At 62.5% G+C, this 22,818-nt stretch carries 21 protein-coding genes and 1 riboswitch; of the genes, 9 read left to right on the plus strand and 12 right to left on the minus strand.

Annotated elements, in window-relative coordinates:
• Nucleotides 1–201 precede the first annotated feature (201 nt).
• Both FSY45_RS21700 and FSY45_RS21705 read left to right on the plus strand, forming a co-directional pair.
• Nucleotides 202–1,464: a CaiB/BaiF CoA-transferase family protein gene (locus FSY45_RS21700; RefSeq protein ID WP_046461564.1), complete on the plus strand. Its 1,263-nt coding sequence runs from the start codon at nucleotides 202–204 to the stop codon at nucleotides 1,462–1,464.
• Nucleotides 1,465–1,576: 112 nt separating this feature from the next.
• A complete protein-coding gene (locus FSY45_RS21705; protein ID WP_003069084.1) occupies nucleotides 1,577–2,545 on the plus strand; it encodes a tripartite tricarboxylate transporter substrate binding protein BugE in 969 nt (322 codons plus the stop codon).
• Nucleotides 2,546–2,666: 121 nt separating this feature from the next.
• On the opposite strand, the gene FSY45_RS21710 is transcribed toward FSY45_RS21705, so the two are convergent.
• The 3 genes from FSY45_RS21710 to FSY45_RS21720 form a co-directional block, all read right to left on the minus strand.
• On the minus strand, nucleotides 2,667–3,716 hold the full coding sequence (locus tag FSY45_RS21710) for a porin (RefSeq protein ID WP_046461563.1): 1,050 nt from the start codon (nucleotides 3,714–3,716) through the stop codon (nucleotides 2,667–2,669).
• Between the two features lie 71 nt (nucleotides 3,717–3,787).
• The gene (locus FSY45_RS21715) at nucleotides 3,788–4,996 is read right to left on the minus strand and encodes a sugar transporter (protein ID WP_046461562.1); all 1,209 of its coding nucleotides are present in this window, start codon (nucleotides 4,994–4,996) and stop codon (nucleotides 3,788–3,790) included.
• A 129-nt stretch (nucleotides 4,997–5,125) separates the two neighbouring features.
• Nucleotides 5,126–5,785 carry an NAD(P)-dependent oxidoreductase gene (locus FSY45_RS21720; protein ID WP_046461561.1) on the minus strand — a complete coding sequence of 220 codons (660 nt, stop codon included), beginning with the start codon at nucleotides 5,783–5,785 and terminating at the stop codon, nucleotides 5,126–5,128.
• A gap of 108 nt (nucleotides 5,786–5,893) precedes the next feature.
• On the opposite strand from FSY45_RS21720, the gene FSY45_RS21725 reads away from it, so the two are divergent.
• Nucleotides 5,894–6,805 (plus strand): LysR family transcriptional regulator, encoded by a 912-nt coding sequence (locus tag FSY45_RS21725; RefSeq protein ID WP_003069076.1) that lies wholly within the window; start codon nucleotides 5,894–5,896, stop codon nucleotides 6,803–6,805.
• Nucleotides 6,806–6,955: 150 nt separating this feature from the next.
• On the opposite strand, the gene FSY45_RS21730 is transcribed toward FSY45_RS21725, so the two are convergent.
• Together FSY45_RS21730 and FSY45_RS21735 are read right to left on the minus strand one after the other, a co-directional pair.
• A complete protein-coding gene (locus tag FSY45_RS21730; protein ID WP_003069075.1) occupies nucleotides 6,956–8,092 on the minus strand; it encodes a branched-chain amino acid ABC transporter substrate-binding protein in 1,137 nt (378 codons plus the stop codon).
• A 240-nt stretch (nucleotides 8,093–8,332) separates the two neighbouring features.
• The gene (locus FSY45_RS21735) at nucleotides 8,333–8,875 is read right to left on the minus strand and encodes a 6,7-dimethyl-8-ribityllumazine synthase (RefSeq protein ID WP_003069072.1); all 543 of its coding nucleotides are present in this window, start codon (nucleotides 8,873–8,875) and stop codon (nucleotides 8,333–8,335) included.
• 90 nt (nucleotides 8,876–8,965) lie between these two features.
• Nucleotides 8,966–9,134, minus strand: a riboswitch (FMN riboswitch).
• Nucleotides 9,135–9,381: 247 nt separating this feature from the next.
• Here FSY45_RS21735 and FSY45_RS21740 point away from each other — a divergent pair.
• Nucleotides 9,382–9,972, plus strand: coding sequence for a hypothetical protein (locus tag FSY45_RS21740; protein WP_046461560.1), 591 nt, complete (start codon nucleotides 9,382–9,384; stop codon nucleotides 9,970–9,972).
• A gap of 87 nt (nucleotides 9,973–10,059) precedes the next feature.
• Entirely contained in the window at nucleotides 10,060–10,743 is a 684-nt protein-coding gene (locus FSY45_RS21745) for a DUF4124 domain-containing protein (protein WP_003069066.1), read from the plus strand.
• Nucleotides 10,744–10,862: 119 nt separating this feature from the next.
• On the opposite strand, the gene FSY45_RS21750 is transcribed toward FSY45_RS21745, so the two are convergent.
• Nucleotides 10,863–11,810 (minus strand): SDR family oxidoreductase, encoded by a 948-nt coding sequence (locus FSY45_RS21750; RefSeq protein WP_046461559.1) that lies wholly within the window; start codon nucleotides 11,808–11,810, stop codon nucleotides 10,863–10,865.
• Between the two features lie 109 nt (nucleotides 11,811–11,919).
• Here FSY45_RS21750 and FSY45_RS21755 point away from each other — a divergent pair, with 109 nt between their 5' ends.
• Complete coding sequence (locus FSY45_RS21755) at nucleotides 11,920–12,966, plus strand: CDP-6-deoxy-delta-3,4-glucoseen reductase (protein ID WP_012839448.1); 1,047 nt, start codon at nucleotides 11,920–11,922, stop codon at nucleotides 12,964–12,966.
• Between the two features lie 120 nt (nucleotides 12,967–13,086).
• Nucleotides 13,087–14,055 (plus strand): tripartite tricarboxylate transporter substrate binding protein, encoded by a 969-nt coding sequence (locus tag FSY45_RS21760; protein ID WP_012839449.1) that lies wholly within the window; start codon nucleotides 13,087–13,089, stop codon nucleotides 14,053–14,055.
• A 113-nt stretch (nucleotides 14,056–14,168) separates the two neighbouring features.
• Here the strand turns inward: FSY45_RS21760 and folK are convergent, their stop codons facing one another.
• The 4 genes from folK to hda are packed head-to-tail and all read right to left on the minus strand — an operon-like array spanning nucleotide 14,169 to nucleotide 17,693.
• The gene (gene folK, locus FSY45_RS21765) at nucleotides 14,169–14,681 is read right to left on the minus strand and encodes a 2-amino-4-hydroxy-6-hydroxymethyldihydropteridine diphosphokinase (RefSeq protein ID WP_046461558.1); all 513 of its coding nucleotides are present in this window, start codon (nucleotides 14,679–14,681) and stop codon (nucleotides 14,169–14,171) included.
• Nucleotides 14,674–16,239, minus strand: a complete 1,566-nt coding sequence (gene pcnB, locus FSY45_RS21770) for a polynucleotide adenylyltransferase PcnB (protein WP_034353547.1) — start codon at nucleotides 16,237–16,239, stop codon at nucleotides 14,674–14,676. The genes folK and pcnB overlap by 8 nt, the downstream gene beginning before the upstream one ends.
• Entirely contained in the window at nucleotides 16,236–16,937 is a 702-nt protein-coding gene (locus FSY45_RS21775; protein WP_046461557.1) for an HAD family phosphatase, read from the minus strand. Before FSY45_RS21775 ends, pcnB begins: the two co-directional genes overlap by 4 nt.
• Before the next feature lie 57 nt (nucleotides 16,938–16,994).
• Nucleotides 16,995–17,693 (minus strand): DnaA regulatory inactivator Hda, encoded by a 699-nt coding sequence (hda, locus tag FSY45_RS21780; RefSeq protein WP_003070849.1) that lies wholly within the window; start codon nucleotides 17,691–17,693, stop codon nucleotides 16,995–16,997.
• Nucleotides 17,694–18,050: 357 nt separating this feature from the next.
• Here hda and purM point away from each other — a divergent pair, with 357 nt between their 5' ends.
• Nucleotides 18,051–19,103 carry a phosphoribosylformylglycinamidine cyclo-ligase gene (gene purM, locus FSY45_RS21785; RefSeq protein WP_034380447.1) on the plus strand — a complete coding sequence of 351 codons (1,053 nt, stop codon included), beginning with the start codon at nucleotides 18,051–18,053 and terminating at the stop codon, nucleotides 19,101–19,103.
• A 37-nt stretch (nucleotides 19,104–19,140) separates the two neighbouring features.
• A complete protein-coding gene (locus FSY45_RS21790) occupies nucleotides 19,141–20,199 on the plus strand; it encodes an AI-2E family transporter (protein WP_046461555.1) in 1,059 nt (352 codons plus the stop codon).
• Nucleotides 20,200–20,223: 24 nt separating this feature from the next.
• Here the strand turns inward: FSY45_RS21790 and FSY45_RS21795 are convergent, their stop codons facing one another.
• Together FSY45_RS21795 and murJ are read right to left on the minus strand one after the other, a co-directional pair.
• Entirely contained in the window at nucleotides 20,224–21,072 is an 849-nt protein-coding gene (locus FSY45_RS21795; RefSeq protein WP_046461554.1) for a SirB1 family protein, read from the minus strand.
• Nucleotides 21,073–21,176: 104 nt separating this feature from the next.
• Nucleotides 21,177–22,742: a murein biosynthesis integral membrane protein MurJ gene (gene murJ, locus FSY45_RS21800; RefSeq protein WP_012839454.1), complete on the minus strand. Its 1,566-nt coding sequence runs from the start codon at nucleotides 22,740–22,742 to the stop codon at nucleotides 21,177–21,179.
• Nucleotides 22,743–22,818: the final 76 nt, after the last annotated feature.

Here is a 22,818-nt window from a genome sequence, read left to right on the forward strand (position 1 = left end):
ATGGGAGGGGGACGGAAACCTCGCTGCGGGGCGGCCCTTGCTCGTTTCCTCTTGCGAAGGGGGTGGCAACCACCGCTATTCATTTGTTAGCTAGTACCGTTTGATTTGTCTGGGCTTTGAATAGTTTTCAGCTCAGAACCCAGACAAATAAAGCGCAAGCAGCTATTTATTTCATTGTTTCGCTTTACGGGATCATCCGACATGAACGCAAGCTCCACCACTCCCACAGGCGCACTGACAGGCATCAAGGTGCTGGATCTGTCGCGCGTGCTGGCGGGCCCCTGGGCCACTCAGATGCTGGCCGATCTGGGGGCCGACGTGGTCAAGGTGGAGCGCCCGGTTGCCGGCGACGATACGCGCCACTGGGGCCCTCCATTCCTCAGGGACGATGCGGGCAACGATACGCGCGAGGCCAGCTACTTCACGGCCTGCAACCGCAACAAGCGCAGCCTCACCGTGGACATGGCACACCCCGAGGGCCGGGCCCTGTTGCAGCGCATGGCGCAAGAGGCCGATGTGGTGGTGGAGAACTTCAAGACCGGGGGGCTCGCTCAATATGGTCTGGACTATAAGAGTCTCAAGGCGCTGAACCCGCGCCTCGTGTACTGCTCCATCACGGGTTTTGGCCAGGACGGCCCTTATGCCGAGCGCGCCGGCTATGACCTCATGGTGCAGGCCATGTGCGGCCTAATGAGCATCACCGGCCATGCAGATGGCGAACCCGGCGGAGGCCCTCTCAAGGTTGGCGTGGCCGTGATCGACGTGTTCACGGGGCTCTATGCCAGCAATGCCATCCTGGCTGCACTCAACGCCCGCGACAATGCGAGAAACGGCACCGGCCAGGGCCAGTACATCGATATGGCGCTGCTGGACGTGGGCATGGCCGTGCTGGCCAACCAGGCTGCAGGCTTTCTGGCCACCGGCCAGGCGCCGAGCCGCGCCGGCAATATCCACCCCAGCTTGGCGCCGTATCAGGACTTTCCGACATTGGACGGCAATGTGCTGCTGGCCATAGGCAATGACGGTCAGTTCGCGCGCTTTTGCGCAGCCATCGGCCAGGACGGCTGGGCCCTGGATGCACGCTTTGCCACCAATACCGCCCGTGTACAGAACCGTGCGGCACTGCTGGAGTTGATGAAGCCACAGATGCTTCAGCGCAGCACGGCTGACTGGATTGCGCTGCTGGAAGACAAAGCCGTGCCATGCGGCCCCATCAACACCATTGCCCAGGCCTTTGAAGACCCTCAGGTCAAGGCACGCGGCATTCAGCAAAGCTTGCCGCGCAACGCCAGTGACGGCATTGGCCATATCGCCACCGTCGCCAACCCCATACGTCTGTCGGCCACGCCGGTGACTTACCGCAACGCCCCGCCAGCCCTCGGCCAGCACACCGATGAGGTGCTGCGCGAATTCGGACTTGATGACAACGCCATTGCTGCGTTGCATGAGCAAGGAGTGGTTTGAAGCCTTCACGGCCAAAGCAAACTCCTGACAACAAAAGAGGGCCCCAGCCCCGAAAACTGCAGGCAATTTCACCAGAGATGCACTGCCAATCACACTTTCCAAGGAGACATTGATGTTCAAGTTCACAGCCACCGTTCTGGCTGCCATGGCTTTTTGCGGCGCTGCACAGGCACAAAGCGCCTATCCCAACAAGCCCATCCGCCTGCTGGTTCCCTTTGCTGCTGGCGGCACGACCGACCTGATCGCCCGCATCATTGCCGAGCCGCTGAGCCGCGAACTGGGCCAGTCCGTGGTGGTGGAAAACAAGGGCGGCGGCGGCGGCAGCATCGGTGCCTCTGAAACCGCCCGAGCTGCGCCCGATGGCTACAACCTCGGCATTGCCACCGTGTCCACCACGGCAACCAACCCGGCCATCAATCCCAAGATTCCCTACAACGTGGCCACCGACTTCACGCCCATCGTGAACATTGCGGCCACGCCCAACATCATTGCGGCCAATCCCAAGTTTGCCGGCAAGGACTACAAGAGCTTCCTGGCCGAGATCAAGAACCATCCCGCCAAGTACTCCTACGCATCGCCCGGCCTGGGCTCCATCACCCACCTGATGATGGAAATGTTCAAGCTGGAAACCAAGACCGAGATGACCCACGTTCCCTACCGTGGCTCCGGCCCTGCGCTGAACGACACCGTGGCCGGCCAGGTGCCGCTGATTTTCGACAACCTGCCCTCCACCCTGCCCTTTGTGAAGGAAAAGCGCCTCACGGCCCTGGTCGTCGCCGCCCCTCAGCGCGTGGCCGCCCTGCCTGATGTGCCCACCTTCAAGGAAATCGGTCTGCCCCAGGTCAACCGCATGGCGTACTACGGCATCGTCGGCCCCAAGAACCTGCCCAAGGATGTCGTGGCCAAGATCAATGCCGCCGTGCGCAAGGCCGTGCAGGACCCCAATGTGAAAAAGCGCATCGAGGAAAGCGGCTCCATCATCATGGCCGACACCCCCGAAGCCTTTGCCAAGCAGATGGCCGAAGAGCTGGCCGTCTACAAGAACGTGGTGCAAAAGCAGAATCTGAAGATGGACGAATAAGCGTCTGCTGCACATGAAAAAAGCCTTCGCCGGCACATACCGGCGAGGGCTTTTTCTTTGCCCCGCCTCATGCACAAGCCAGGTGCTCATGCATGAAACTGGTGCAGTACAAGACCTGTTCTCAGAAACGGTGACGGATGCCCACCAGGGCGCTGGTGCCGGACTTGTTGGGAATGTCCATGCTCACGCGGTCATACATGGCCACGGCATAGACGTCGGTGCGCTTGGACAGGAAATGGTCGTAGCCCAGGCTGACGGTGGTGCGTGTGCCGCTGACGCTGCCCACTTCCGAATTGGTGCGAGCAGCCGCTGCCTTGAAGGTGCCGGGCGTGCCGCTGACGGGGATGTCCAGGCCCAGCGAGTACGTGGTGTTCTCGCGGTCCTGGGCGTCGATCCTGGCCTGGCCGTAAGTGGCATAGAGCTTGGCCACGCTGAAGTCGTAGCTGCCGCCCACCATCCAGTTGCTCTTGGTCGGCATCACCGCCAGCGATACCGGATTGCTGATCTGCGCACGCTCGTAGAACGCAGTCAGGCTCAGCGGTCCGCCCGAGTACATCAGGTTCAGGCCCACATTCTTCTTGCCCTTGTTGCCGCTGGTGGTCTGCTCGCCGAACTGGTAATGCACATTGGCCCTGAGACCGCCGAAGCTGGGCGTGGAATACAGGATCTGGTTGCTCCAGCCGGTGTTGGAGGCCGTGGTCAGGCTGTCCGCTCCCCAGGCCGCGGTCGTCATATTGGCATGCAGCACCAGCGGCGAGACCGTGAAGGAGTCGCCAAACGGATTGGTCAGCACCGTGGGCAGGAAGTTAGGCGCCAGGCCACGACCCAGGCTCACACGGCCAAAGCTGCCAGCCAGACCCACATTGGCATCACGCGAGAAAAAGGGGTCGGCATCAAAGCGGCCGGGGGTACCGGTATCGGCACGAAAAAAGCTGGTGATATTGAAGTCGGCCTTGAGACCGCCGCCCAGATCCTCCACGCCCTTCACACCCCACCAGGAAGTGGTCAGACCGCCGGAGCCGACCGAGGCCACGCGTTCTTGCCCTGCCAGCTTCATGGAGCCCGCATAGCTATCGATGGTGCCGGTGAGCTGCACGGAACTCTGGGCCTGAGCCGACAGGCTGGCCGCAGCCAGGGCGATGGTGGTGAAGGTAGCGGCAAACGCTTTCATGGGTGGTTTCCTCTCTAAAAAGTTTGAGACAAACCACCCATGCAAGAGTCAGGCCAGTTTTGTATACAAAACTAGGACTTCAAACGAAAGCTGTCGGCCAGCTTGAGCATCATGTACAACCAGAGCGCGCCGCCCATGGCAATCAGCAGGCCGCCCACCAAGCCGATATGCGTCATGCCCCATTGCTGGCTGACGATGCTGCCCAGCAGTGCGCCGCCGCCAATGCCGATATTGAAAATGCCCGAAAACATGGACATGGCCACATCGGTGGCATCGGGCGCCAGATTCAGCACCTTGGACTGCATGGACAGCGCAAAGCAGATCATGGCAATGCCCCAGACCGAGCTTTGCAGATACAGGCTCCAGACATGCGTGCTGCTCATGACCAGCAGCAACAGGCTCAGCGCCAGCACGCCGATGGATGCCAGCAGAAAGCCGCGCGGAAAGCGCAGACCGAACCAGCCGAACAGCACGCTGCCCACAATACCCATGCCGCCATACAGCAGCAGCACAGCTGTGGTCACATCGCCGGCGTGGCCGGCAATGTCCTGCACAAAGGGCTCGATATAGCTATACGCCGTGAACTGGCCGGTAATCACCACCACCAGCAGCACATAGATGCCGACCAGGGCCGGGCGCCTGAACAGCATGGGCACACTGGACAGGGAGCCTGCGTTCTCGCTGGGCAGCCGAGGCAAGAGCTTGCCCAGCACCAGCATCACCGCCGCCGCCACCGCGCCAATGGCCAGAAACGTCATGCGCCAGCCCAGCCATTCACCCACGATGCGGCCCAGCGGAATACCCAGCACCATGGCCACGGAAGTACCCGTGGCCAGCAGGCTTAGCGCCATGGCCTTCTTGCCCGGAGGCGCCACCCGCACGGCCAGTGAGGCCGTGATGGACCAGAACACCGCATGCGACAGCGCAATGCCGATGCGGCTGATGACCAGGGACGCATAGCTCCAGGCCACGCCCGAGAGCAGATGGCTGAGCACGAACACCGCAAACACGCCCATCAGCAGCTTGCGCCGCTCCACCGTGCGCGTGAGCAGCATGAAGGGCAGCGAAGCCAGCGCCACCACCCAGGCATAGATGGTGAGCATCAGCCCCACCTGTTCCACCTGCATGTCAAAGCTGGCGCCAATGCTGCTGAGCAGACCGACCGGCACAAACTCGCTGGTATTGAAGACAAAAGCACCCAGCGCCAGCGCAATCACGCTGAGCCAGGCCTGGGCGGGAGATCGGGTCGATTCGATAGGGGCAGTCAAGGTTTCTGTCATGCAATCAAGGCGTGCAGGCGTCTGGCGCCGCAAAACCCGAAATTGTGCGCTTGCAGCATGACAGCAGACAGACAGCCCGACCTTTCCCCATCAATCAATGGGGTCGGACCGGGCGACGGCAGGGCTTGATCAATACGCGACGGTGAAACGAGCCTTGACGTGTTCGTTCCTGTCCAGGGCATCGACCAATGCCACGGCCAGGTCCTGAACCGAAATATCGCCGGGCTGGCCGTCGGCCTGCACCAAAGGTTCGTCCTTGCCTGTACGGTAGTGACCGGTACGGCCCCTGGACTGCGCATCGGAGCCGCCATGAAAACCCACGGCCGGGCTCAGCATGGTCCAGTCCAGAGCGGCTTCCTTTTGCAGCTCGGCAAACATGTCGCGCGCCGCCGAGGCGCCGGGCTTGATGAAGGCCGGAAAATCGGGCGAATCCACTAGTTGCTGGCCATTCACATACAGGCTGCCGGCTCCGCCAACGACCAGATAACGCTTGATGCCCGCAGCCTTGACACCTTGCACGATGGCACGCGAGCCCCGCATGAAATCGTCATAGATATTGGGATTGCTCCAACCTGCGTTATAGGCGCTGACCACCGCATCGCAGCCAGTCACGGCGCGCTGCACCTCGTCGGCCTTGAGCACGTCAGCCTTGACGAACTGCACATGCTCGCGCGCTGCAGCGGCCTCGGGCTTGCGTACCAGGGCCACGACTTCGTGACCGCGACGCAGCAACTCATCCAGCAACCCGGCACCGACAAAACCCGTGGCGCCAATCAATGCGACTTTCATTGGAAAACTCCTTATATCTTCAACAGAGCTAAAGATTAATCGCCATTAATTGCGAGAAAAACCCCTTTCAGCCACCATGACCTTGAAGCAGCACTTTAAAATAGCCTCATGGAAGATTTCAGACGCATGGCCATTTTTGCCGCCGTGGTGGAGCGCGGCAGCATGAGCGCGGCCGCCCGCCAGCTCGACATGACGCCCTCGGCCGTCAGCCAGCATATCCGTCAACTGGAGCAGGAGGCCGGCCTGACGCTGCTGCACCGCTCCACGCGCCAACTCACGCTGACCGATGCCGGCCAGCGCTTCTACATCCAGTGCGCCGCCATGTGCGAGGCCGCCAGCCGGGCGCGCGCCGAGCTGGCCGCCGAGCATCAGCGCCCCAGCGGCGAGCTGCGTCTGGCTGCCCCGGCAGGTTTCACCCAGCATGCTGCCCCGGCGCTGGGCCGGTGGCTGGCCATGCATCCTGAGCTGCGGCTGCGCCTGCTCATGGATGACGCTCCCATAGACCTGATCCAGGCGCGCGTGGATCTGGCGCTGCGCTTCGGCAATCTGCAGGACTCCAGCTGGGTGGCCCGTCATCTGGGACGCAGCGCCACCCTGCTCTGCGCCTCGCCGCATTGGATCAAGGCCCACGGCAGCACGCCTCGACACCCCAGCGAGCTGGCACAGCTGCCCTGGCTGGAAATGAGCCGCAGTGACGACGCCCAGGCCGACTTCCTATGGCGCCAGCAGGACACGGCGCAGGAGTACCGGCTGCAGGTGCGACCGCTCATGGTCAGCAACCATCGCAGCGCGGTGCAGCAGTTCTGTGAAGCAGGCCTGGGACTTGCATTGCTCTCGGCCCATGACGTGGCGGCAAGTCTGGAGACGGGCAGCCTGGTGCGCCTGCTGCCTGACTGGGACATGGGCATGCTGGATATCTGGGCCGTCACCGCCAGCCGCGACAGCCTGCCCGCCAAGGTGCGCGAGGCCATCGAGGTGCTGCGCCAGTATTTCGCGCAGCTAGAGGGCATGCAGAACTAGCGCAATCCTTTCGCGTGCAACGCCCCAGCCAGCAGCAATCCATGCCTGCCTGCCCCCCCAAAGACCGAAAGCAAAAAAGCCTGCAAATGCGAGGCATCCGCAGGCTTTGCAAAACAGGCCACACCACATGGCCTGGTGCACTCAAGGCAATCAGTTCAGATCGATAGGCGTCTTGTTGCCGTTCACATAGCGGCTCAGCGTATAGCTGGGGTTCTTCATCTCGCCATTCTTCTCGAACTGGATCTTGGAGGTCACACCCGAATAGTCGGACTTCTGCAGGAAGGGGATATAGACCTTGGGGTCCCATGAATTGGCACGCTTCATGGCGTCGGCCAGCAGCATGGTGCCGTCATAGAAGTAGGGGCTGTAGACCTGGAACTGGCCCGGATACTTGGCGTCATAGCGCTTCTTCCACTCCGTGCCGCCAGGCATCTTGGCAATGGAGGCTCCGCCATCGGCGCAGACCACGTTCTCCAGCGGCTTGGCGCCGGCAGCCACCTTGGCCAGCTCGGTCACGCAAATGCCGTCACCGCCAAACATCTTGACGTCGTTCATGCCCAGCTGGGCCATCTGACGCAGCATGGGGCCGGCCTGACCATACATGCCGCCGTAGAAGATGGCATCGGGCTTCTTGGCCTTGATGGAGGTCAGAATGGCCATGAAGTCCGTGGCCTTGTCGTTGGTGAACTCGTTGGCCACGATCTTGATGCCATGCTTTGCGGCATCCTTCTTGAACACATTGGCCAGGCCCTGGCCATAGGCCGTGCGGTCGTCGATCACGGCCACATTCTTGAGCTTGAGATTCTTGGCCGCATAGCTAGCCAGCGCCGCGCCCAGGGCGTTGTCGTTGGCAATCACGCGGTAGGTGGTGTTCCAGCCGGGCTTGGTCAGATCGGGATTGGTCGCAGCGCCCGTGATCATGGGAATGCCGCAGTCCTGGAACACCTTGGAAGAAGGAATCGCCACACCGGAGTTCACAAAGGCCACTGCACCGGCCACCTTGTCATCGCACAGTTTTTGCGAAGCCGCCGTGCCCTGCTTGGGATCGGCCACATCGTCCTCGGCCACCAGCACGAACTTGACCTTCTTGCCTCCGATTTCCATGGCCTTGGCGTTCAGGTCCTCAATGGCCATGCGCACGCCGTTTTCATCGTCCTTGCCGAAGTGAGCCTGAGGGCCGGAGGTCGGGCCGATATGACCGATCTTGATGATCTGCTCCTGGGCCATCACGCCCCCAGCCATACCTGCTACGACTGTCGCGATACACAACTTGCCAAAATTCTTCATTGCGCACTCCACTCGGTTGAGACAAGACCCAACCTTATGCCCCGCGACAGGCAATTGGCAATGAGGCAATCACATAGGTGCAGCGAGTGCTACACCGGCACAACAATCAGTGTTTTCAGGGATCGGCAAGCGCCCCGGGCTGTGCTGGAAAAACCCGCCGCAAGCCCTTGCTCGCGAAATGGCAGCAGCGCCAAAGAAAAACGCCCCAGACTGGGGCGTTCCTTCATTGACACCTGCCGCTCAGGCAGCCTTGGCCTGCAGGAGCGCATCCACCTTGGCATGCTGGTCCAGCGTGCTCAGGCAGGCATGGGCCACTTCCACACCCTTCTTCACGAAGTGCTGGCGGAAGAACTCCACATGATCACCATGCTCGTGGAAATCGCGCGGCGTCAGCACGGCGGAGAACACGGGCACTTCGGAGTCCATCTGCACGCGCATCAGGCCGTCGATCACGGCCGTGGTCACGAATTCATGGCGATAGATGCCGCCGTTGACGATCAGTGCCGTGGCGATCACTGCATCGAAACGACCGCTTTGCGCCAGCTTCTTGGCCAGCAGCGGGATTTCAAAGGCACCGGGCACGCTGAAATGCGTGATGTTGCCGGCCTGCACGCCCTGTGCCAGGAGTTCGGCCTGAGCGGCATCGCGGGCCTGATAGACCACTTCGGTGTGCCAGCTGGCGCTGATGATGGCAATGCGGCTGCGGCCGGCCACAGCCTTCCAGGGTGTCCCCTCGGAAGTCGCGTGAGTGGCAAAGTTCATGGAGATGGGGGTCTGATTCATGGTGGTATTTCCAGAAAATTCCAATGAATCAGGGCGTGCGCTGATACACCCGCCCATGCGGCAGCGATAGCTGCATCACGGACCGATGCTGCGCGATCTCTTTCATCCGGACTATGACCGTCGGCTCTGGCATCTCACCAGATCTGCTGACCCTGCAGGCTCTGGCGAGACTGCAGGCGCTCGCGGGCTGCTGCAGTCAATGCAAGGCATTGCCGCAGATACCGCCGGTGGGGAATTGCACCCCGCCCTGAGAACGCTGCTTTGCAGTGAACCGGAATTCACCGCAAGACGAAGTCATTCTAGCGAGGCTTTGGCTGCGCTTTTGCCAAAAGGGTCACTATGGCGTCAATCTGAAAAATCAAGAAAAAACCACTCTTAACGCACAGCCACAAAGCGAAACTAGCTCTCATTTAATGAGCATACAACGTAGCGAAGTCAACCCGGAACAATTGCCGGACGTTAAGAGCACAGGGCATTACGCCCACCCACACCTCACCAGACACGCCATGAAACCATCCCTGCAGGCAATGATGTCCACCTCCACGCGCTGGGCCAGCATGGGGGCTTTGGCTGTGCTGTGCACTGCCTGCGCGGTTCCCGGCGAGTACGACTCCGGCTATGGCGGCGGCTACGGTGGCAGCTATGGCTCCACCACCATCTACAGCACCCAGCCCGCTTATCCCGCCTACCCGGTCTACCAGGGTCAGGACCGCAATGACTGGGCATGGCGCGAGCGTGAGCGCCGTCAATGGGAGCGCCAGCGCGAGCTGGAACGCGAGCGCGCCCAGAACATGCGTGATCGCGAGCAATGGCAGCGTCAGATGGAGCGCGACCGGGACCAGCAGCGCCGCGAATGGGATCGTCAGCAATCCCAGAATCGCCGCGATCAGGACCAGATGCGCCGCCAGCAGGAGCGCGAACAACAGCAGCAGTCGCAGCAACGCGAGCGTGACCGCATGCAGGCCGAACGTGATCGCCAGCAACAGGCCCGCGACCGCCAGCAGCAAGACCGCGAACGTGAGCGCGATCAGCGCCAGCAGCAACGCCAGCGCGAAGGTCAGCAGCAAGGCTTTCCTCCTCGCGGTGACTGGCGCTGACCGGATGCTGCGGCACGGCGCCGCTTCTGCTTTTCTTGCCGCCACTTCATAATTTGCAGGCACTCAAACGCCTTTGAAGGAGCGGTCATGCCAGAGCCCCTATCTCCCGCCGTCACCATGCGCAAACTGCCGCTGGGCTTGCTGCTGGGCTGGGTGCTGATCGCAGGCACGGCCCAGGCTCAGGTCATGCGCTGTGTCGATGCCAAGACCGGCGAGGTAACCTATACCAACGGCCGCTGCATCTCGGGCGAAATGAGCACACAGATTCAGGCGGCGCAAAGCGCCGAGGAAATTGCGGCCGAGCGTGCCAATGCCAGCCAGGCGCGGGAACGCAGCAAGGCCCAGATGGCGCGCGACGAAGCCCAGCGCCGCCAGCGTGAAGAGCAGGAGCGCAAGGAACGCGAGGCCGCCGAGAAAGCCCAGGCCCGGGCCGTAGCCAATCTGGAAAACACGCCCGCCTGCCGCCAGGCCCGCGAGCGCTACAACGCCATACTGGCCGAAGCCAGCCCCGACCCGGCCACCTGGGGTGAGCGCAGCCAGGCGGCTCAGGCCCAGATGGAGATGAGCTGCCTGGGCGCAGCCGCCTACCAGCAGTTGCAGCAAAGCCGGGCGCTGCAGCCCAATGCCATCAACCGCCCGCAGTGGGGCTATGGCTATCCCAACCGCTACCCGCCGGCACGTCCCACGCCATCGCAGCCGCCCGCCAAGATCGTCAACTGCAATGTCTTTCGCTGCTATGACAACCGCGGCGGCGTGCATCCGATACCGTAATCCCCCTGAGGCGCTGTGCGCCTTCCCCCAGGGGGCGACAGCTTAGCTGCGCGGCGGCGCTTGCTTGCCGCCCATTGCCTGGCCACGTGAATTTTTGAGGATCGTGCTCTGTGCTTTGCCTAGCTTTGCAGGCCCTCGGTCACCGTGGGATAGCGCAGCCTGAGCCGCAATTCGTGCTTGAGCCGCTGATTCGACAGCCGCCGCGACTCGCTCATGAAACTCAGCAGACTTGCGGGCAGTTCTGTCTGCGCCTGCTCGCGCGAAATGCGCGGCGGCCTGGCCAGGCCGTAGAGATCGGCCGCCAGATCGAAGTAATCTCCCATCTTCAACTGCGTGTCGTCGCTGGCGTGATAGATGCGCTGCGGCTTGCCGCGCCACAGCGCAAGCAGGCAGGCACGCGCCAGATCGTCGGCATGAATATGATTGGTATAGACATCGTCCTCGGGCTTCAGCACGGCCGTGCCACGCTGCAGCCGGGCGCGGGGCGTACCGCCCTCACGATCAGGTGCGTAGATGCCGGGAATGCGCAATATGCTGGCCCGCAGACCCAAGCGCCCTGCAAAGCGCACCGCAAGCTCGGCATTCACGCGGCGCTGAGCTCTGGCAGTCGTCGGCGCGACGGACCGGGTTTCGGCCACCCACTGCCCCTCGCAGTCGCCATAGACCCCCGAAGTCGATGCATAGACCAGACTGCGCGGCAGGCTGCGCAGGCGCAGTGCCCGCATGAGAGCCGTGGTGCGGGAGTCCAGCCACGAGCATTCATCCCCGGCAGCCGGTGCCTGAGGCGGCGCCAGGTGCAGCACCCGCGTCGCAATGCCTGCCAGCCTGCGCAGGCTTGCCGGATCATCCAGATCCCCCCACAAAGGCCTCACGGCATGGGCATGCAGTTGCTCGGCCCGACCTGGGCTGCGGCTCAAGGCCAGTACCTGAATGCCGTGCCTGCCACGGCCTGAAGCGACCAGCAATCGGGCCACGCGCTGACCCACATCGCCGTGGCCGACGATCAATAAGCGTTCACGACGAAAGCGCGCTGGCAGCGCGCCCAATGGGCTTTGGTTTGAAGGCAAAATCGGGACCTGCTGCGTACAAGATCTAAGGAGCCACTGGCGTTGCTGCGACAGCAGCAGCGCCGACAAAAAGGCTGCCGGATACGCCTTCAAGGATAACCAAAACGTCATGACCGAGATTGCCCACGCTTCGTTTGAAATTACCGTCCAGCCCAGCGGACGTGCTTTTGCCACTCAGGGCGCTGAAACCATTCTGGCCGCGGCCATTCGCACCGGCGTCGGCCTGCCCTATGGCTGCAAGGACGGTGCTTGCGGCTCCTGCAAGTGCAAGAAGCTCAGCGGCGAAGTCAGCCACGGTACTCACTCGGACAAGGCTCTGACAGCCGAAGAGGAAGCCGGCGGCTATGTGCTGACCTGCTGCGCCACGCCCCACAGCGATGTGGTGCTGGAGTCGCGCCAGGTCACGGACGCCAGCTCCTTCCCCATCAAGAAGATGCCCGTGCGCGTGGCCGCTCTCGAGAAGAAGTCGCATGACGTGATGCAGGTGCGCCTGCAGTTGCCAGCCAGCGAAAAGTTCCGCTACCACGCCGGCCAGTATGTGGAGTTCATCCTGCGCGACGGTGCCCGCCGAGCCTATTCCATGGCCACCGCGCCCCATGTGCAGGAGACGGCGCCCGGCATCGAGCTGCATATCCGTCACATGGAAGGCGGCAAGTTCACCGATCATGTCTTCGGCGGCATGAAGGAAAAGGAAATCCTGCGTGTGGAGGGCCCGTTCGGCAGCTTCTTCCTGCGCGAGGACTCGGACAAGCCCATCATCCTGCTCGCCTCGGGCACGGGCTTTGCCCCTATCAAGGCACTGATCGAGCATATGCGCCACAAGGGCATCAACCGCCCCGTCACGCTGTACTGGGGTGGCCGCCGCCCCACCGACCTGTATGACGCCAGCTGGATTGCCGAGCACACGGCCGCCATGCCCCAGTTCAGGTATGTGCCCGTGATCTCCGATGCCCTGGCCGAGGATGCCTGGACGGGCCGTACCGGTTTTGTCCACCAGGCCGTGCTGGACGACTTTGCCGACCTGTCCGGCTACCAGGTCTATGCCTGCGGCGCTCCCATCGTCGTGGACTCGGCCCGCGCCGCTTATACCAGCGAACGCGCGCTGCCTGCCGAAGAGTTCTACGCCGACGCCTTTACCTCCGAAGCGGACAAGTAAGAACGCTGTTTTGCGCAAACCCCGATGCATTCCATGCCGCATCAGGGTTTACGCGCAATTTTCTTGCACAAGTAACCGCCAGTTCCGGAGCCGCTGCAATTTTTTGCACAATAGAGCTCTATGAACCGTAGAAACAGCCTTCTCTCGGTCATGGCGGCCGTTGCTGCCTTGGCCTCTCCCCTCTCCCAGGCCCAAGAACCCATCCGTCTGATCGTGCCCTATGCGCCCGGTGGTCCGCTGGACATCACCTCCCGCGCGCTGGCAGAGCGAGTGCGCGATTCCCTGGGCGTCGTCATCATCGACAACAAGGCTGGCGCTGGCGGCAACATCGGCGCCGACGCCATTGCCAAGGCACAACCCGACGGCCTGACCATAGGCCTGGCCGCCACGGCCACCCATGCCGTCAACCCCTGGCTCTACACCAAGATGCCCTATGACGCGGGCAAGGACTTTGCCGGCATCACCCAGATGGTGCGCGTGCCCAATGTGCTGGTGATGAATGCCGCCAAGGCCGAGCAACTCAAGATCCATAGCGTGGCCGATCTGATCGCCTACGCCAAAAGCCATCCCGGCAAGCTCAACTACGGCAGCGGCGGCAATGGCTCCGCAGGCCATCTGGCAGGCGAGATGCTCAAGCAAAAGGCCGGCATCTTTGCGCTGCACGTGCCCTACCGTGGCGCCAACCCCGCCCAGTTGGCCTTGCTGTCCGGCGAGGTGGACTTCAATATCGACAACCTGGCTGCGGCTGCGCCCAATATCAAGAGCGGCAAGCTGGTGGCTCTGGCTGTGACTTCGCTCAATGCCTCGCCGCTGCTGCCCGGCGTGCCCGCGCTGTCCAAGAGCTACCCCGGTTTTGCCATCGACACCTGGTGGGGACTGGTTGCCCCGGCCGGCACCCCCAAGCCCGTGCTGGACAAGCTGAGCAAGGCCTTCAATGATGCTCTGCAAGCACCGGAAACCAAGACCCGCTTCAACGCCCTGATGGCCGAACCCGTGGGCTCCACGCCCGCCGAATTCGACAAGTTCATGGCCGCCGAGCGCGCCAAGTACCAGCCCATCGTCAAGGCCTCCGGAGCCAAGGTCGACTGACGAGTCCTGGCACTGATAAAAAAGCCCCGGCAGCCTGACGGCTCCGGGGCTTTTTTAGTTAGTTTCAGCCTCAATCGCTTGCCAGGCAAGCGCGAGAAGCTATCAAATCTAAACTACGCTGACTGCTCTATCCACCAGCCCTGGGCCAGGCTGCGCTCTATGCCCTGGTCTGCCACTGCCTGCAGTTGTTCGGCACTCACGCAGCCGGGCGCAATTTCGGCCAGCGGCAGCAGCACAAAGGCACGCTGCCACATGCGCGGGTGGGGAAGGGTGAGCTCGGTAGCATCCGAGTACCGGTCGCCCCATAGCTCGATATCCAGATCCAGCGTGCGCGGTGCATTGCGGTAGGGGCGCTCGCGTCCGGCCTGCAGCTCGATCGCCTGCAGCGCATGCAGCAGATCCAGCGGCTCCTGCCCGGTACGCAGCAACGCCACCGCATTCAGATAGTCAGGCCCGGACGAATCAATGGGTTTGCTGCTGTAGAGCGAGGACACCGCCAACAGCTCGGTCCGGGCCAGCCCGGCCATCGCCGCCACGGCCCAGGACAGGGTCCGGCGTGCATCGCCGAGGTTGGCCCCGAGACCAACCGCAACCGTGTCGGACGCCAGCGCGGCCGGTTTATTCATTACCACCGGCGACCGGAGCAGCACCGGCGGATGGTTTGCGGCGACGGCGACGGCGCTTTTTGGGCGCGGCGGCATCGCCTTCTGAGGCGACCTGATCCAGCGGGCTGTCCTGCTCGCCTTCGGCTTTTTTCTTGGTCACGCGATGCACCTTGGGCGCCGTTTGCTGCTGGGCACGCTGGCGGGCGCGCTGTTCGTCGCGGGCCTGGGCAATCAGATCATCGCGCTGGGCATCATCGGCCTGTTGGAACTCCTGCCACCAGCTGGCCAGGCTTTCCTCGACCTCGCCGATATCGGCACGCAGGCGCATGAAGTCAAAGCCGGCGCGGAAGCGCGGCTGCGCCACCATGGAGTGCGGGGTGGCTCCGGTGCGCTTGTCAAAGCGCGGCTGCATGACCCAGATCTCGCGCATATCGGCAGCCAGCTTGCCCCGGCCCGAGACATCGCCGATGCGCTGATCGAACACCTCGTCGATAGACTCCTGCAGCGCAGGGAAAGGGTGATAGCTCTTGGCCAGACGCTTTTCCCAGCCCTGCTTGACGTCCTGCCACAGCACGCAGGCCAGCAAGAAACTGGGCGCCACGGGCTTGCCTTCGGCCACACGGCGGTCGGTATCCATCAGTGCGGCCTGCACGAAGGGATGGTCGGCACGCTCCATGACCACGTCCAGCAGCGGATAGATGCCACGCGACAGACCCAATTCCTTGAGCTGAGCCACCGAGGCCAGCGCGTGACCGGTCTGCAGCAGCTTGAGCATTTCGTCGAACAAGCGGCTTTGCGGCACTTCCTGCAGCAGCGGCTCGCACTCGACCAGGGGCTTGGCAGTCTTGGCTTCGAGCTTGAAGCCCTTGCCGCTGAGCTTGGCGGCAAAGCGCACGGCCCGAATGATGCGCACCGGGTCTTCGCGGTAGCGCGTGGCCGGATCGCCGATCATGCGCAGCACCTTCTTCTTGGCATCCGCAATGCCGCCGTGATAGTCGACCACGATCTGTGTCTCGGGGTCGTAGTACATGGCGTTAATGGTGAAGTCGCGGCGCGTGGCGTCCTGGTCCTGCGGGCCCCAGACGTTGTCACGCAGCACGCGGCCGCTGGCATCCACGGCATGCTTCAGTCCTGCGAGCTGATTCTTGCTGGTACGTTCATTGCCGCTGACCTGCTCGGCCGCGCTGTTGTCCAGAAAGGCACGGAAGGTGGAAACCTCGATGACTTCGTTTTCGCGGCCGCGGCCATAGACCACGTGCACGATGCGAAAACGCTTGCCGATGATGAAGGCGCGGCGAAACAGGTTCTTGACCTGCTCGGGCGTGGCATCGGTGGCCACGTCGAAGTCCTTGGGACGCAGGCCCAGCAGCAGGTCGCGCACGGCGCCGCCGACGATATAGGCTTCGTAGCCCGAGCGCTTGAGGGTCTGCACCACATCGATGGCGCGACGGTCCACCAGATTCGGGTCTATGCCATGCACCTGAACCGGCACTTCCTCACGCTTGCCGAACTTGGGCTTGCGCGAGCGGGGGGCTGCGGGCGCCTTGCCCAGCAGCTTGTCAATAATGGTCTTGATCATGGTGCTTCGCTAAATAGGTCCACGATGCGCCAGCCGCGTTCCTCGGCCAGGGCACGCAAGCGCGCATCGGGGTTGGTGGCCACCGGGTGATCCACTTTTTCAAGCAGGGGCACATCGTTCATGGAGTCGCTGTAGAAGGTCGCCTCGACGTCCTCCCAGCACAGGCCGCGCTGGGTCAGCCATTCGGTCATGCGCACGACCTTGCCCTCGCGCATATTGGGAATACCGTCAATCTCGCCCGTGAACCAGCCGCTGCCATCACGCACCAGCTCGGTCGCCAGCAGATGCTGCACGCCGAAGGCCTGGGCGATGGGGCGCGTCACAAACTCGTTGGTGGCCGAGGTGATGACCACGGTGTCGCCCGCATCCAGGTGCTGCTGCACCAGGGCCAGGGCGGCAGGCTTGATCGCCGGGCGAATCACCTCGTCCATGAAGCGCTGGTGCGCAGCCGTGGCTGCAGCCTCGCCGCGCTGAACCACGGCAGCCGTGGCAAAGCGCACATAGTCGGGGATGTTGAGACGGCCGGCCAGATAGTCGTCAAAAAAGGCGTCGTTCTGGCGCCCGAACTCCTCCCGGTCGCACCAGCCGATGGCAATGGAAAACTCGCCCCAGCCATGGTCGGAGTCCAGCGGCAGCAGCGTATGGTCCAGGTCAAACAGGGCCAGCCTGGGCTTGATAGCCAATTCAGAAGTCGACATGCAAATCCAACAAAAAGTGCTGTGGCATGGCCAAAGCAGAAAGCGTGAGCAGAGGCCTCACTCGGTTTCCAGCATGGTCTTGAGCAGCGGGATGGTGATGGCGCGCTTGTTGCGCAAGGCAAAACCGTCCAGCATGTCCAGCAGCTGCATCAGCGAGCCCAGATCGCGCGAAAAGCGTCTGAGCATGTAATCCATCACTTCGTCGCTCAGAAACACGCCACGGGCATCGGCTTCCTGACGCAGCACGGCACGCCGTGCCGACTCGTCGAGCAGATGCAGCTGATAGACATGACCCCAGCCAAGGCGGGTGCGCAAGTCCTCACGCATCTTGAGATCGGCCACCGGCAGCTGGCCCGCAGCCAGCACCCAGCGCGGCAGGCCGGTGGCTGGGCTGGTGGCATTCACAAACCAGTTGAAGGCACGCGCCTGCTGGAACGGGGTGTAGATGTCCACATCGTCCATGAGCACGGCGGCCCAGCGTTCATCGAACTCAGGCGGGAACGGTGTGGATGCATCCATCCAGCCCACCATGGCTCCTTGCTCGCGCAGGGCTTCACGCACCGCCTTGAGCAAATGACTCTTGCCGGACCCGGCCTCTCCCCAGAGATAGGTGGGCACCGGCGTGCGCGACTGCTGCAGCTGGCCATCGCCCACCCAGTGACGCAGGTGATCGATCAACGCAGCATTGGGGCCGACGAAGAAACGCGCGAGCGTCGGGCCGGGCGCCATGCTGATATCCAGAGCCAGCTGCTTCATCTGCGACATACGCGCAGCGCCCCCTTTCCTGGGCATTCAACAGCCCATGCGGCGAAATCTGGCAGGAGATTCATCAGCATCAATGGTGGAAGATACAAAGGCCCGGACGCGCACTTAGATCAGGCCCTGCAATATGCCCTAGCGTGATCACTCGGTAACAAAAGCACCAATTTTAGTCTGCACTCGCAGCCCCCGAGCGGCTTCGGGCTGATTTTGCCTACTGCCGTTGTTGTAGTCAGGCCATGAATGCTCCAGCAAAACCCTTTGACGCATGTCCGGGCGCCCCCGCTGCACGGGCAAGCGCCGTAGAATCCCGGGGTTTCCGCCCAGCAGGGCGCCCCCGCACCGGATCCATCGATGAGCTCTTCCGCATCCTCCTCTACCCCCATTTCCTACAAAGACGCCGGTGTTGACATCGACGCAGGCGACGCCCTGGTCGAACGCATCAAGCCCCTGGCCAAGAAAACCATGCGCGAAGGCGTGATGGCCGGCATCGGCGGCTTCGGCGCCCTGTTCGAAGTGCCCAAGCGCTACAAGGAACCCGTTCTGGTGTCCGGCACCGACGGCGTGGGCACCAAGCTCAAGCTGGCCTTCGAGTGGAATATGCACGACACCGTGGGCATCGACCTGGTGGCCATGAGCGTGAACGATGTGCTGGTGCAGGGCGCCGAGCCCCTGTTCTTCCTCGACTATTTCGCCTGCGGCAAGCTGCATGTGGACACGGCCGCTGCCGTGGTGGGCGGTATCGCCAAAGGCTGCGAGCTGTCCGGCTGCGCACTGATCGGTGGAGAAACCGCTGAAATGCCCGGCATGTACCCCGATGGCGAATACGATCTGGCCGGCTTTGCCGTCGGTGCGGTCGAAAAGTCCAAGATCCTCAGCGGTCAGAACGTCAAGCCCGGCGATGTGGTGCTGGGTCTGGCCTCGCACGGCGTGCACTCCAACGGTTTCTCGCTGGTACGCAAGTGCATCGAGCGCGCCGAAGCCCAGGGCAGCGTGCCCGAGACTCTGGACGGCAAGCCCTTCAAGGCAGCCATCATGGAGCCCACCCGTCTGTATGTGAAGAACGTGCTGGCCGCACTGGACAAGCACCCCATCAAGGCCCTGGCCCACATCACGGGCGGCGGCCTGCTGGAGAACATTCCCCGCGTGCTGCCCGAAGGCACCGCAGCCCATCTGAAGGCCGGCAGCTGGCCCCAGACCGAGCTGTTCGCCTGGCTGCAAAAGACCGCCGGCATTGACGACATCGAGATGAACCGCACGTTCAACAACGGTATCGGCATGGTGGTGGTGGTTGCCGCTGAAGACGCAGAAGCCACGGCAGCCACACTGGCCGAGCTGGGCGAGAAGGTCTACAGCATCGGCGCCATCACGGAAATCGGCTCCGGCAAGCCCGTTGAAGTGCGCTAAGCAGATCTTCATCACAGCCCCTCTACCCCGAGCCTGAATGACGCAGCATTTGCCCGCCCCCATCACTACGCAACCGGGCCCTTCGCCCAAGGTCATACTGACCAGTTACATATTGATGGGAGCAGCATTGCTGCTCGTCATGCATCAGGGAATACTCCCCGGCCTGCTGTGTGTGTGCGTAGGCTTCATGCTTACCCGCTCGCTGTCGCGCCTGCTATCACGCGCCAACCCTCGCGCCTTTGCCAGCAACCAGCTGCCACGCTGGGCCCAGGTGGTTGCCACCACCATCGTGATTCTGGCACCGCTGGCCCTGCTCAGCGGCGCACTCTCCCAGACCCGGACCTATATCACCGAAGCCCCCGCCCAGTACAAGGAACTGCTGGACTATCTGGCGGCCACGGTGCTTGAGCTGCGAGAAAAACTGCCTTCGGACATTGCCGACCAATTGCCTGACGGCGCTCAGGAAATTCAAAGCAAGCTGGCCGGCTATCTGGCCGCCAAGGCCGGTGTGCTGGCCACTGCAGGCCGAGCCTGGCTCACTGGCTTGCTCTATGCCTATGTGGGCCTGATCATCGGCGCGCTGGCAGCCGTTCGCCCCATCGCCACGCGTCACCCGCCGCTGGTGCAGGCCCTGCAGCAGCGCATCGGTCACTTTGCCCTGGCCTTCAAGCAGATCGTGGCCGCCCAGTTCTGGATTGCAGCCTTCAACACGCTGCTGACGTCCGTCTTCCTGTTGGCCATATTGCCGATCTGGAAGCTGCAACTACCTTACACCCCCGCGCTGATCACGCTGACTTTCATCGCCGGGCTGATCCCCATCGTCGGCAACTTGCTGTGCAATGCCGTGCTGACGCTGGTCGGCCTGTCCGTATCACCCATAGCTGCTGCTGCCTGCCTGGGCTTTCTGATCCTGATTCACAAGGCTGAATACGTGATCAACGCCAAGGTGGTGGGAACACGCACGCATATGGGCGTATGGGAGCTGCTGGCCGTGATGTTTGTGGCCGAGTCCGTCTTCGGCCCAGCAGGCCTGGTGGCAGCGCCGCTGTTCTATGCCTATCTCAAGAAAGAGTTGGAAGCCGCACAACTGGTGTAAGCAAGCTGCTTGCCACCAAGACGCTCAACCTGCGCGGCGCAGCCGGGCAATGGTTTTGGCGATGTAATCGGCCTCCTGCCCTTGTGCGGCAGGCGCATAACGCTCCAGATCCGATAGCGCTCTTTCAATCACTCCCCATTGGGCATACGCCATGCCGCGGTCCCGGAACAGCTCCTCGCGGCCAGGCTGCAGCAGGATCAGGCGATTGAGCACGGCCACCAGCATGGGCCAGTCTTTCTGGACCTGATGAATCTCCTGCAGATTGCGCAGCATGCGCGCCACGACATCTCGCGGATGAGCGGCCTGCAGATACAGCCCCAGCGGCGGCGCATCATCGGGTGAAATGCCGGCCTGATCGAGAAACGGCTGCAGGCGCTCTGCCAAGGCGCTTGCGGAGTAGGAATCGCCTGTCAACGGATCCTGCACCACCTGCCCCTGCGGCAGCATGACCTTGACCAGAAAATGCCCTGGAAAGCCTATGCCCTCCACCGTCAGACCGATGCCGGCAGCCAGCTCCAGCCAGACCAGTGCCACGCTGATGGGAATGCCGCGCCTTGTCTGCAGCACATGGTGGATGTAGCTGTTGGCAGGGTCGTAATAGTTGTTGAGGTTGCCGGCAAAGCCCAGCTCGCCATAGAAGAACTTGTTGAGCGCACCGAGCTTGCGCAAACCGTCCTCCTCGCCGGCCAGACGCTGCACCAAACGCACTTGCAGCCTGTCCAGCTCGGCCAGCACGGTCTGCAGGTCAAGATCAGGTTCTGCATCCTGAGCAATGCTGATGGCGGCTTCCATCAAGGCAAAGTTTTCATCACTCTGCACCAAAGACGCAAAATACTGCAGGGCCGTGGGGTACTCGTCTATCGTCCAGCTCATAGGCTGATTTGTAAGCCGCCTTGGCAGGTCATGCAAGCGAAATCCCCTTGATACGCCTGTAAAACCTGCGCTGACCGCTCACTTTTCCATGAGCAGCTCAAGCTTTAACGGCGCAGCAATTGACGCAGATTCAGGCCCGACAGCATCAGCACGCCAAAGTAAAGCACGGCAGCACCAACCATCATGGCAGCCAGCAGACCTGCGCGCAGCAAGCCATTGCTGCGCAAGCCCACCCAGTCGAAGTGCTGACTGCCCCAGAGCAACAGCACCGCCAGCAAGGCACTGGCCGCAATCACCTGCACGATGAACTTCAACCAGCCCGGCCTGGGCTTGTAGGTACCGCGACGCAACAAACCCGTGAGCAGCCAGCTCGCGTTGACCAGTGCAGCCAGACCGATGGACAGGGCCAGCCCGGTGTGCTTGAGCCAGGGCACCAGCACCAGATTGAGCAACTGCGTAATCACCAGCACCACGATTGCGATCTTCACGGGTGTGCGGATGTCCTGGCTGGCGTAATAGCCGGGCGCCAGCACCTTGATGGCCACCAGGCCCAGCAGGCCGGCGCCGTAGCCCATCAGCGCCAGGGCAATCTGCCCCACATCGCTGTCATGCAGGGCACCGCGATGGAATAGCGTGGCCACCAGCGGCGTAGCAAAGGTCAGCAGCCCCACGGCGCAGGGCACGGCCAGCAGCACAACCAGGCGCAGACCCCAGTCCAGCATATTGGAATAGCGCTCGCCATCACCTGCCGCCTTGGCTGAAGCCAGCTGCGGCGTCAGCACCACCCCCAGAGCCACGCCCAGCAAGGCCGTGGGAAACTCCATCAGACGGTCGGCATAGAACAACCAGGTCACGCTTCCGGGCGCCATATAGGAAGCTATCTGGGTGTTGATCATCAATGAGACCTGGGCCACCCCTACCCCCAGCAGCGCCGGCCCCATCAGTGCCAGGATGCGACGCACACCCGCCTCGTCCCAGGCTGCGCGAATGGCTGCGTACGAGAAGCCGATCCGCGGCATCAGCCCCATGGAGCGCAACGCAGGAATCTGCACCGCCAGTTGCAGCACGCCGCCCAGCATCACGCCGCCAGCCATGGCATAGATGGGTTCTATGCCCTGCTTCTCGAACCAGGGGGCTCCCAGCAGAGCCGCCACTATCATGCTGATATTGAGCAGCACGGGCGTGGCTGCCGACACCGCGAACTTCTTCCAGGTATTGAGAATGCCTGCCGACAGAGCCACCAGCGACATAAAGCCGATATAGGGAAACATCCAGCGCGTCATCACCACGGCTGCGTGATAGCCGTCGGGTGACTGGCGCATGCCGCTGGCCAGCAGCCAGACCAGCAGCGGCGCGCCGATCACGCCCAAGACGCAGACCACCAGCAGAGCCCAGAACAGCATGGTTGCGACATGGCTGATCAGGTGGCGCGTGGCCTCCTCGCCATCCCGGGTCTTGCTGGCGGCCAGCACCGGCACAAAGGCCTGGCTGAAAGCCCCTTCGGCGAACAGGCGCCGGAACAGGTTGGGAATTCTGAAGGCGACATTGAACGCGTCTGTGAGGGCATTGGCTCCAAACATGGAGGCCATGAGCAGATCGCGAACCAGCCCCGAAACACGGGAGGCCAGCGTCATCAGGGATACGGTGGAGGCGGCTTTGAACAGTGACACGCAGCGAAGTGTATGCGTTCACGCCAGCCGCTGCTTGCACAGATCGCGGTGCCTTGCACTCTGTAGCAAACCACAC

The organism is Comamonas sp. Z1 (assembly GCF_008121555.1).
Lineage (GTDB): Bacteria > Pseudomonadota > Gammaproteobacteria > Burkholderiales > Burkholderiaceae_C > Comamonas > Comamonas thiooxydans.

Bases quoted from the DNA above. Each gene is read 5' to 3' on its own strand.
- FSY45_RS21700 (WP_046461564.1), top strand. From the start codon at position 202: ATGAACGCAAGCTCCACCACTCCCACAGGCGCACTGACAGGCATCAAG.
- FSY45_RS21705 (WP_003069084.1), top strand. From the start codon at position 1,577: ATGTTCAAGTTCACAGCCACCGTTCTGGCTGCCATGGCTTTTTGCGGC.
- FSY45_RS21710 (WP_046461563.1), bottom strand. From the start codon at position 3,716: ATGAAAGCGTTTGCCGCTACCTTCACCACCATCGCCCTGGCTGCGGCC.
- FSY45_RS21715 (WP_046461562.1), bottom strand. From the start codon at position 4,996: ATGACAGAAACCTTGACTGCCCCTATCGAATCGACCCGATCTCCCGCC.
- FSY45_RS21720 (WP_046461561.1), bottom strand. From the start codon at position 5,785: ATGAAAGTCGCATTGATTGGCGCCACGGGTTTTGTCGGTGCCGGGTTG.
- FSY45_RS21725 (WP_003069076.1), top strand. From the start codon at position 5,894: ATGGAAGATTTCAGACGCATGGCCATTTTTGCCGCCGTGGTGGAGCGC.
- FSY45_RS21730 (WP_003069075.1), bottom strand. From the start codon at position 8,092: ATGAAGAATTTTGGCAAGTTGTGTATCGCGACAGTCGTAGCAGGTATG.
- FSY45_RS21735 (WP_003069072.1), bottom strand. From the start codon at position 8,875: ATGAATCAGACCCCCATCTCCATGAACTTTGCCACTCACGCGACTTCC.
- FSY45_RS21740 (WP_046461560.1), top strand. From the start codon at position 9,382: ATGAAACCATCCCTGCAGGCAATGATGTCCACCTCCACGCGCTGGGCC.
- FSY45_RS21745 (WP_003069066.1), top strand. From the start codon at position 10,060: ATGCCAGAGCCCCTATCTCCCGCCGTCACCATGCGCAAACTGCCGCTG.
- FSY45_RS21755 (WP_012839448.1), top strand. From the start codon at position 11,920: ATGACCGAGATTGCCCACGCTTCGTTTGAAATTACCGTCCAGCCCAGC.
- FSY45_RS21760 (WP_012839449.1), top strand. From the start codon at position 13,087: ATGAACCGTAGAAACAGCCTTCTCTCGGTCATGGCGGCCGTTGCTGCC.
- folK (WP_046461558.1), bottom strand. From the start codon at position 14,681: ATGAATAAACCGGCCGCGCTGGCGTCCGACACGGTTGCGGTTGGTCTC.
- pcnB (WP_034353547.1), bottom strand. From the start codon at position 16,239: ATGATCAAGACCATTATTGACAAGCTGCTGGGCAAGGCGCCCGCAGCC.
- FSY45_RS21775 (WP_046461557.1), bottom strand. From the start codon at position 16,937: ATGTCGACTTCTGAATTGGCTATCAAGCCCAGGCTGGCCCTGTTTGAC.
- hda (WP_003070849.1), bottom strand. From the start codon at position 17,693: ATGAAGCAGCTGGCTCTGGATATCAGCATGGCGCCCGGCCCGACGCTC.
- purM (WP_034380447.1), top strand. From the start codon at position 18,051: ATGAGCTCTTCCGCATCCTCCTCTACCCCCATTTCCTACAAAGACGCC.
- FSY45_RS21790 (WP_046461555.1), top strand. From the start codon at position 19,141: ATGACGCAGCATTTGCCCGCCCCCATCACTACGCAACCGGGCCCTTCG.
- FSY45_RS21795 (WP_046461554.1), bottom strand. From the start codon at position 21,072: ATGAGCTGGACGATAGACGAGTACCCCACGGCCCTGCAGTATTTTGCG.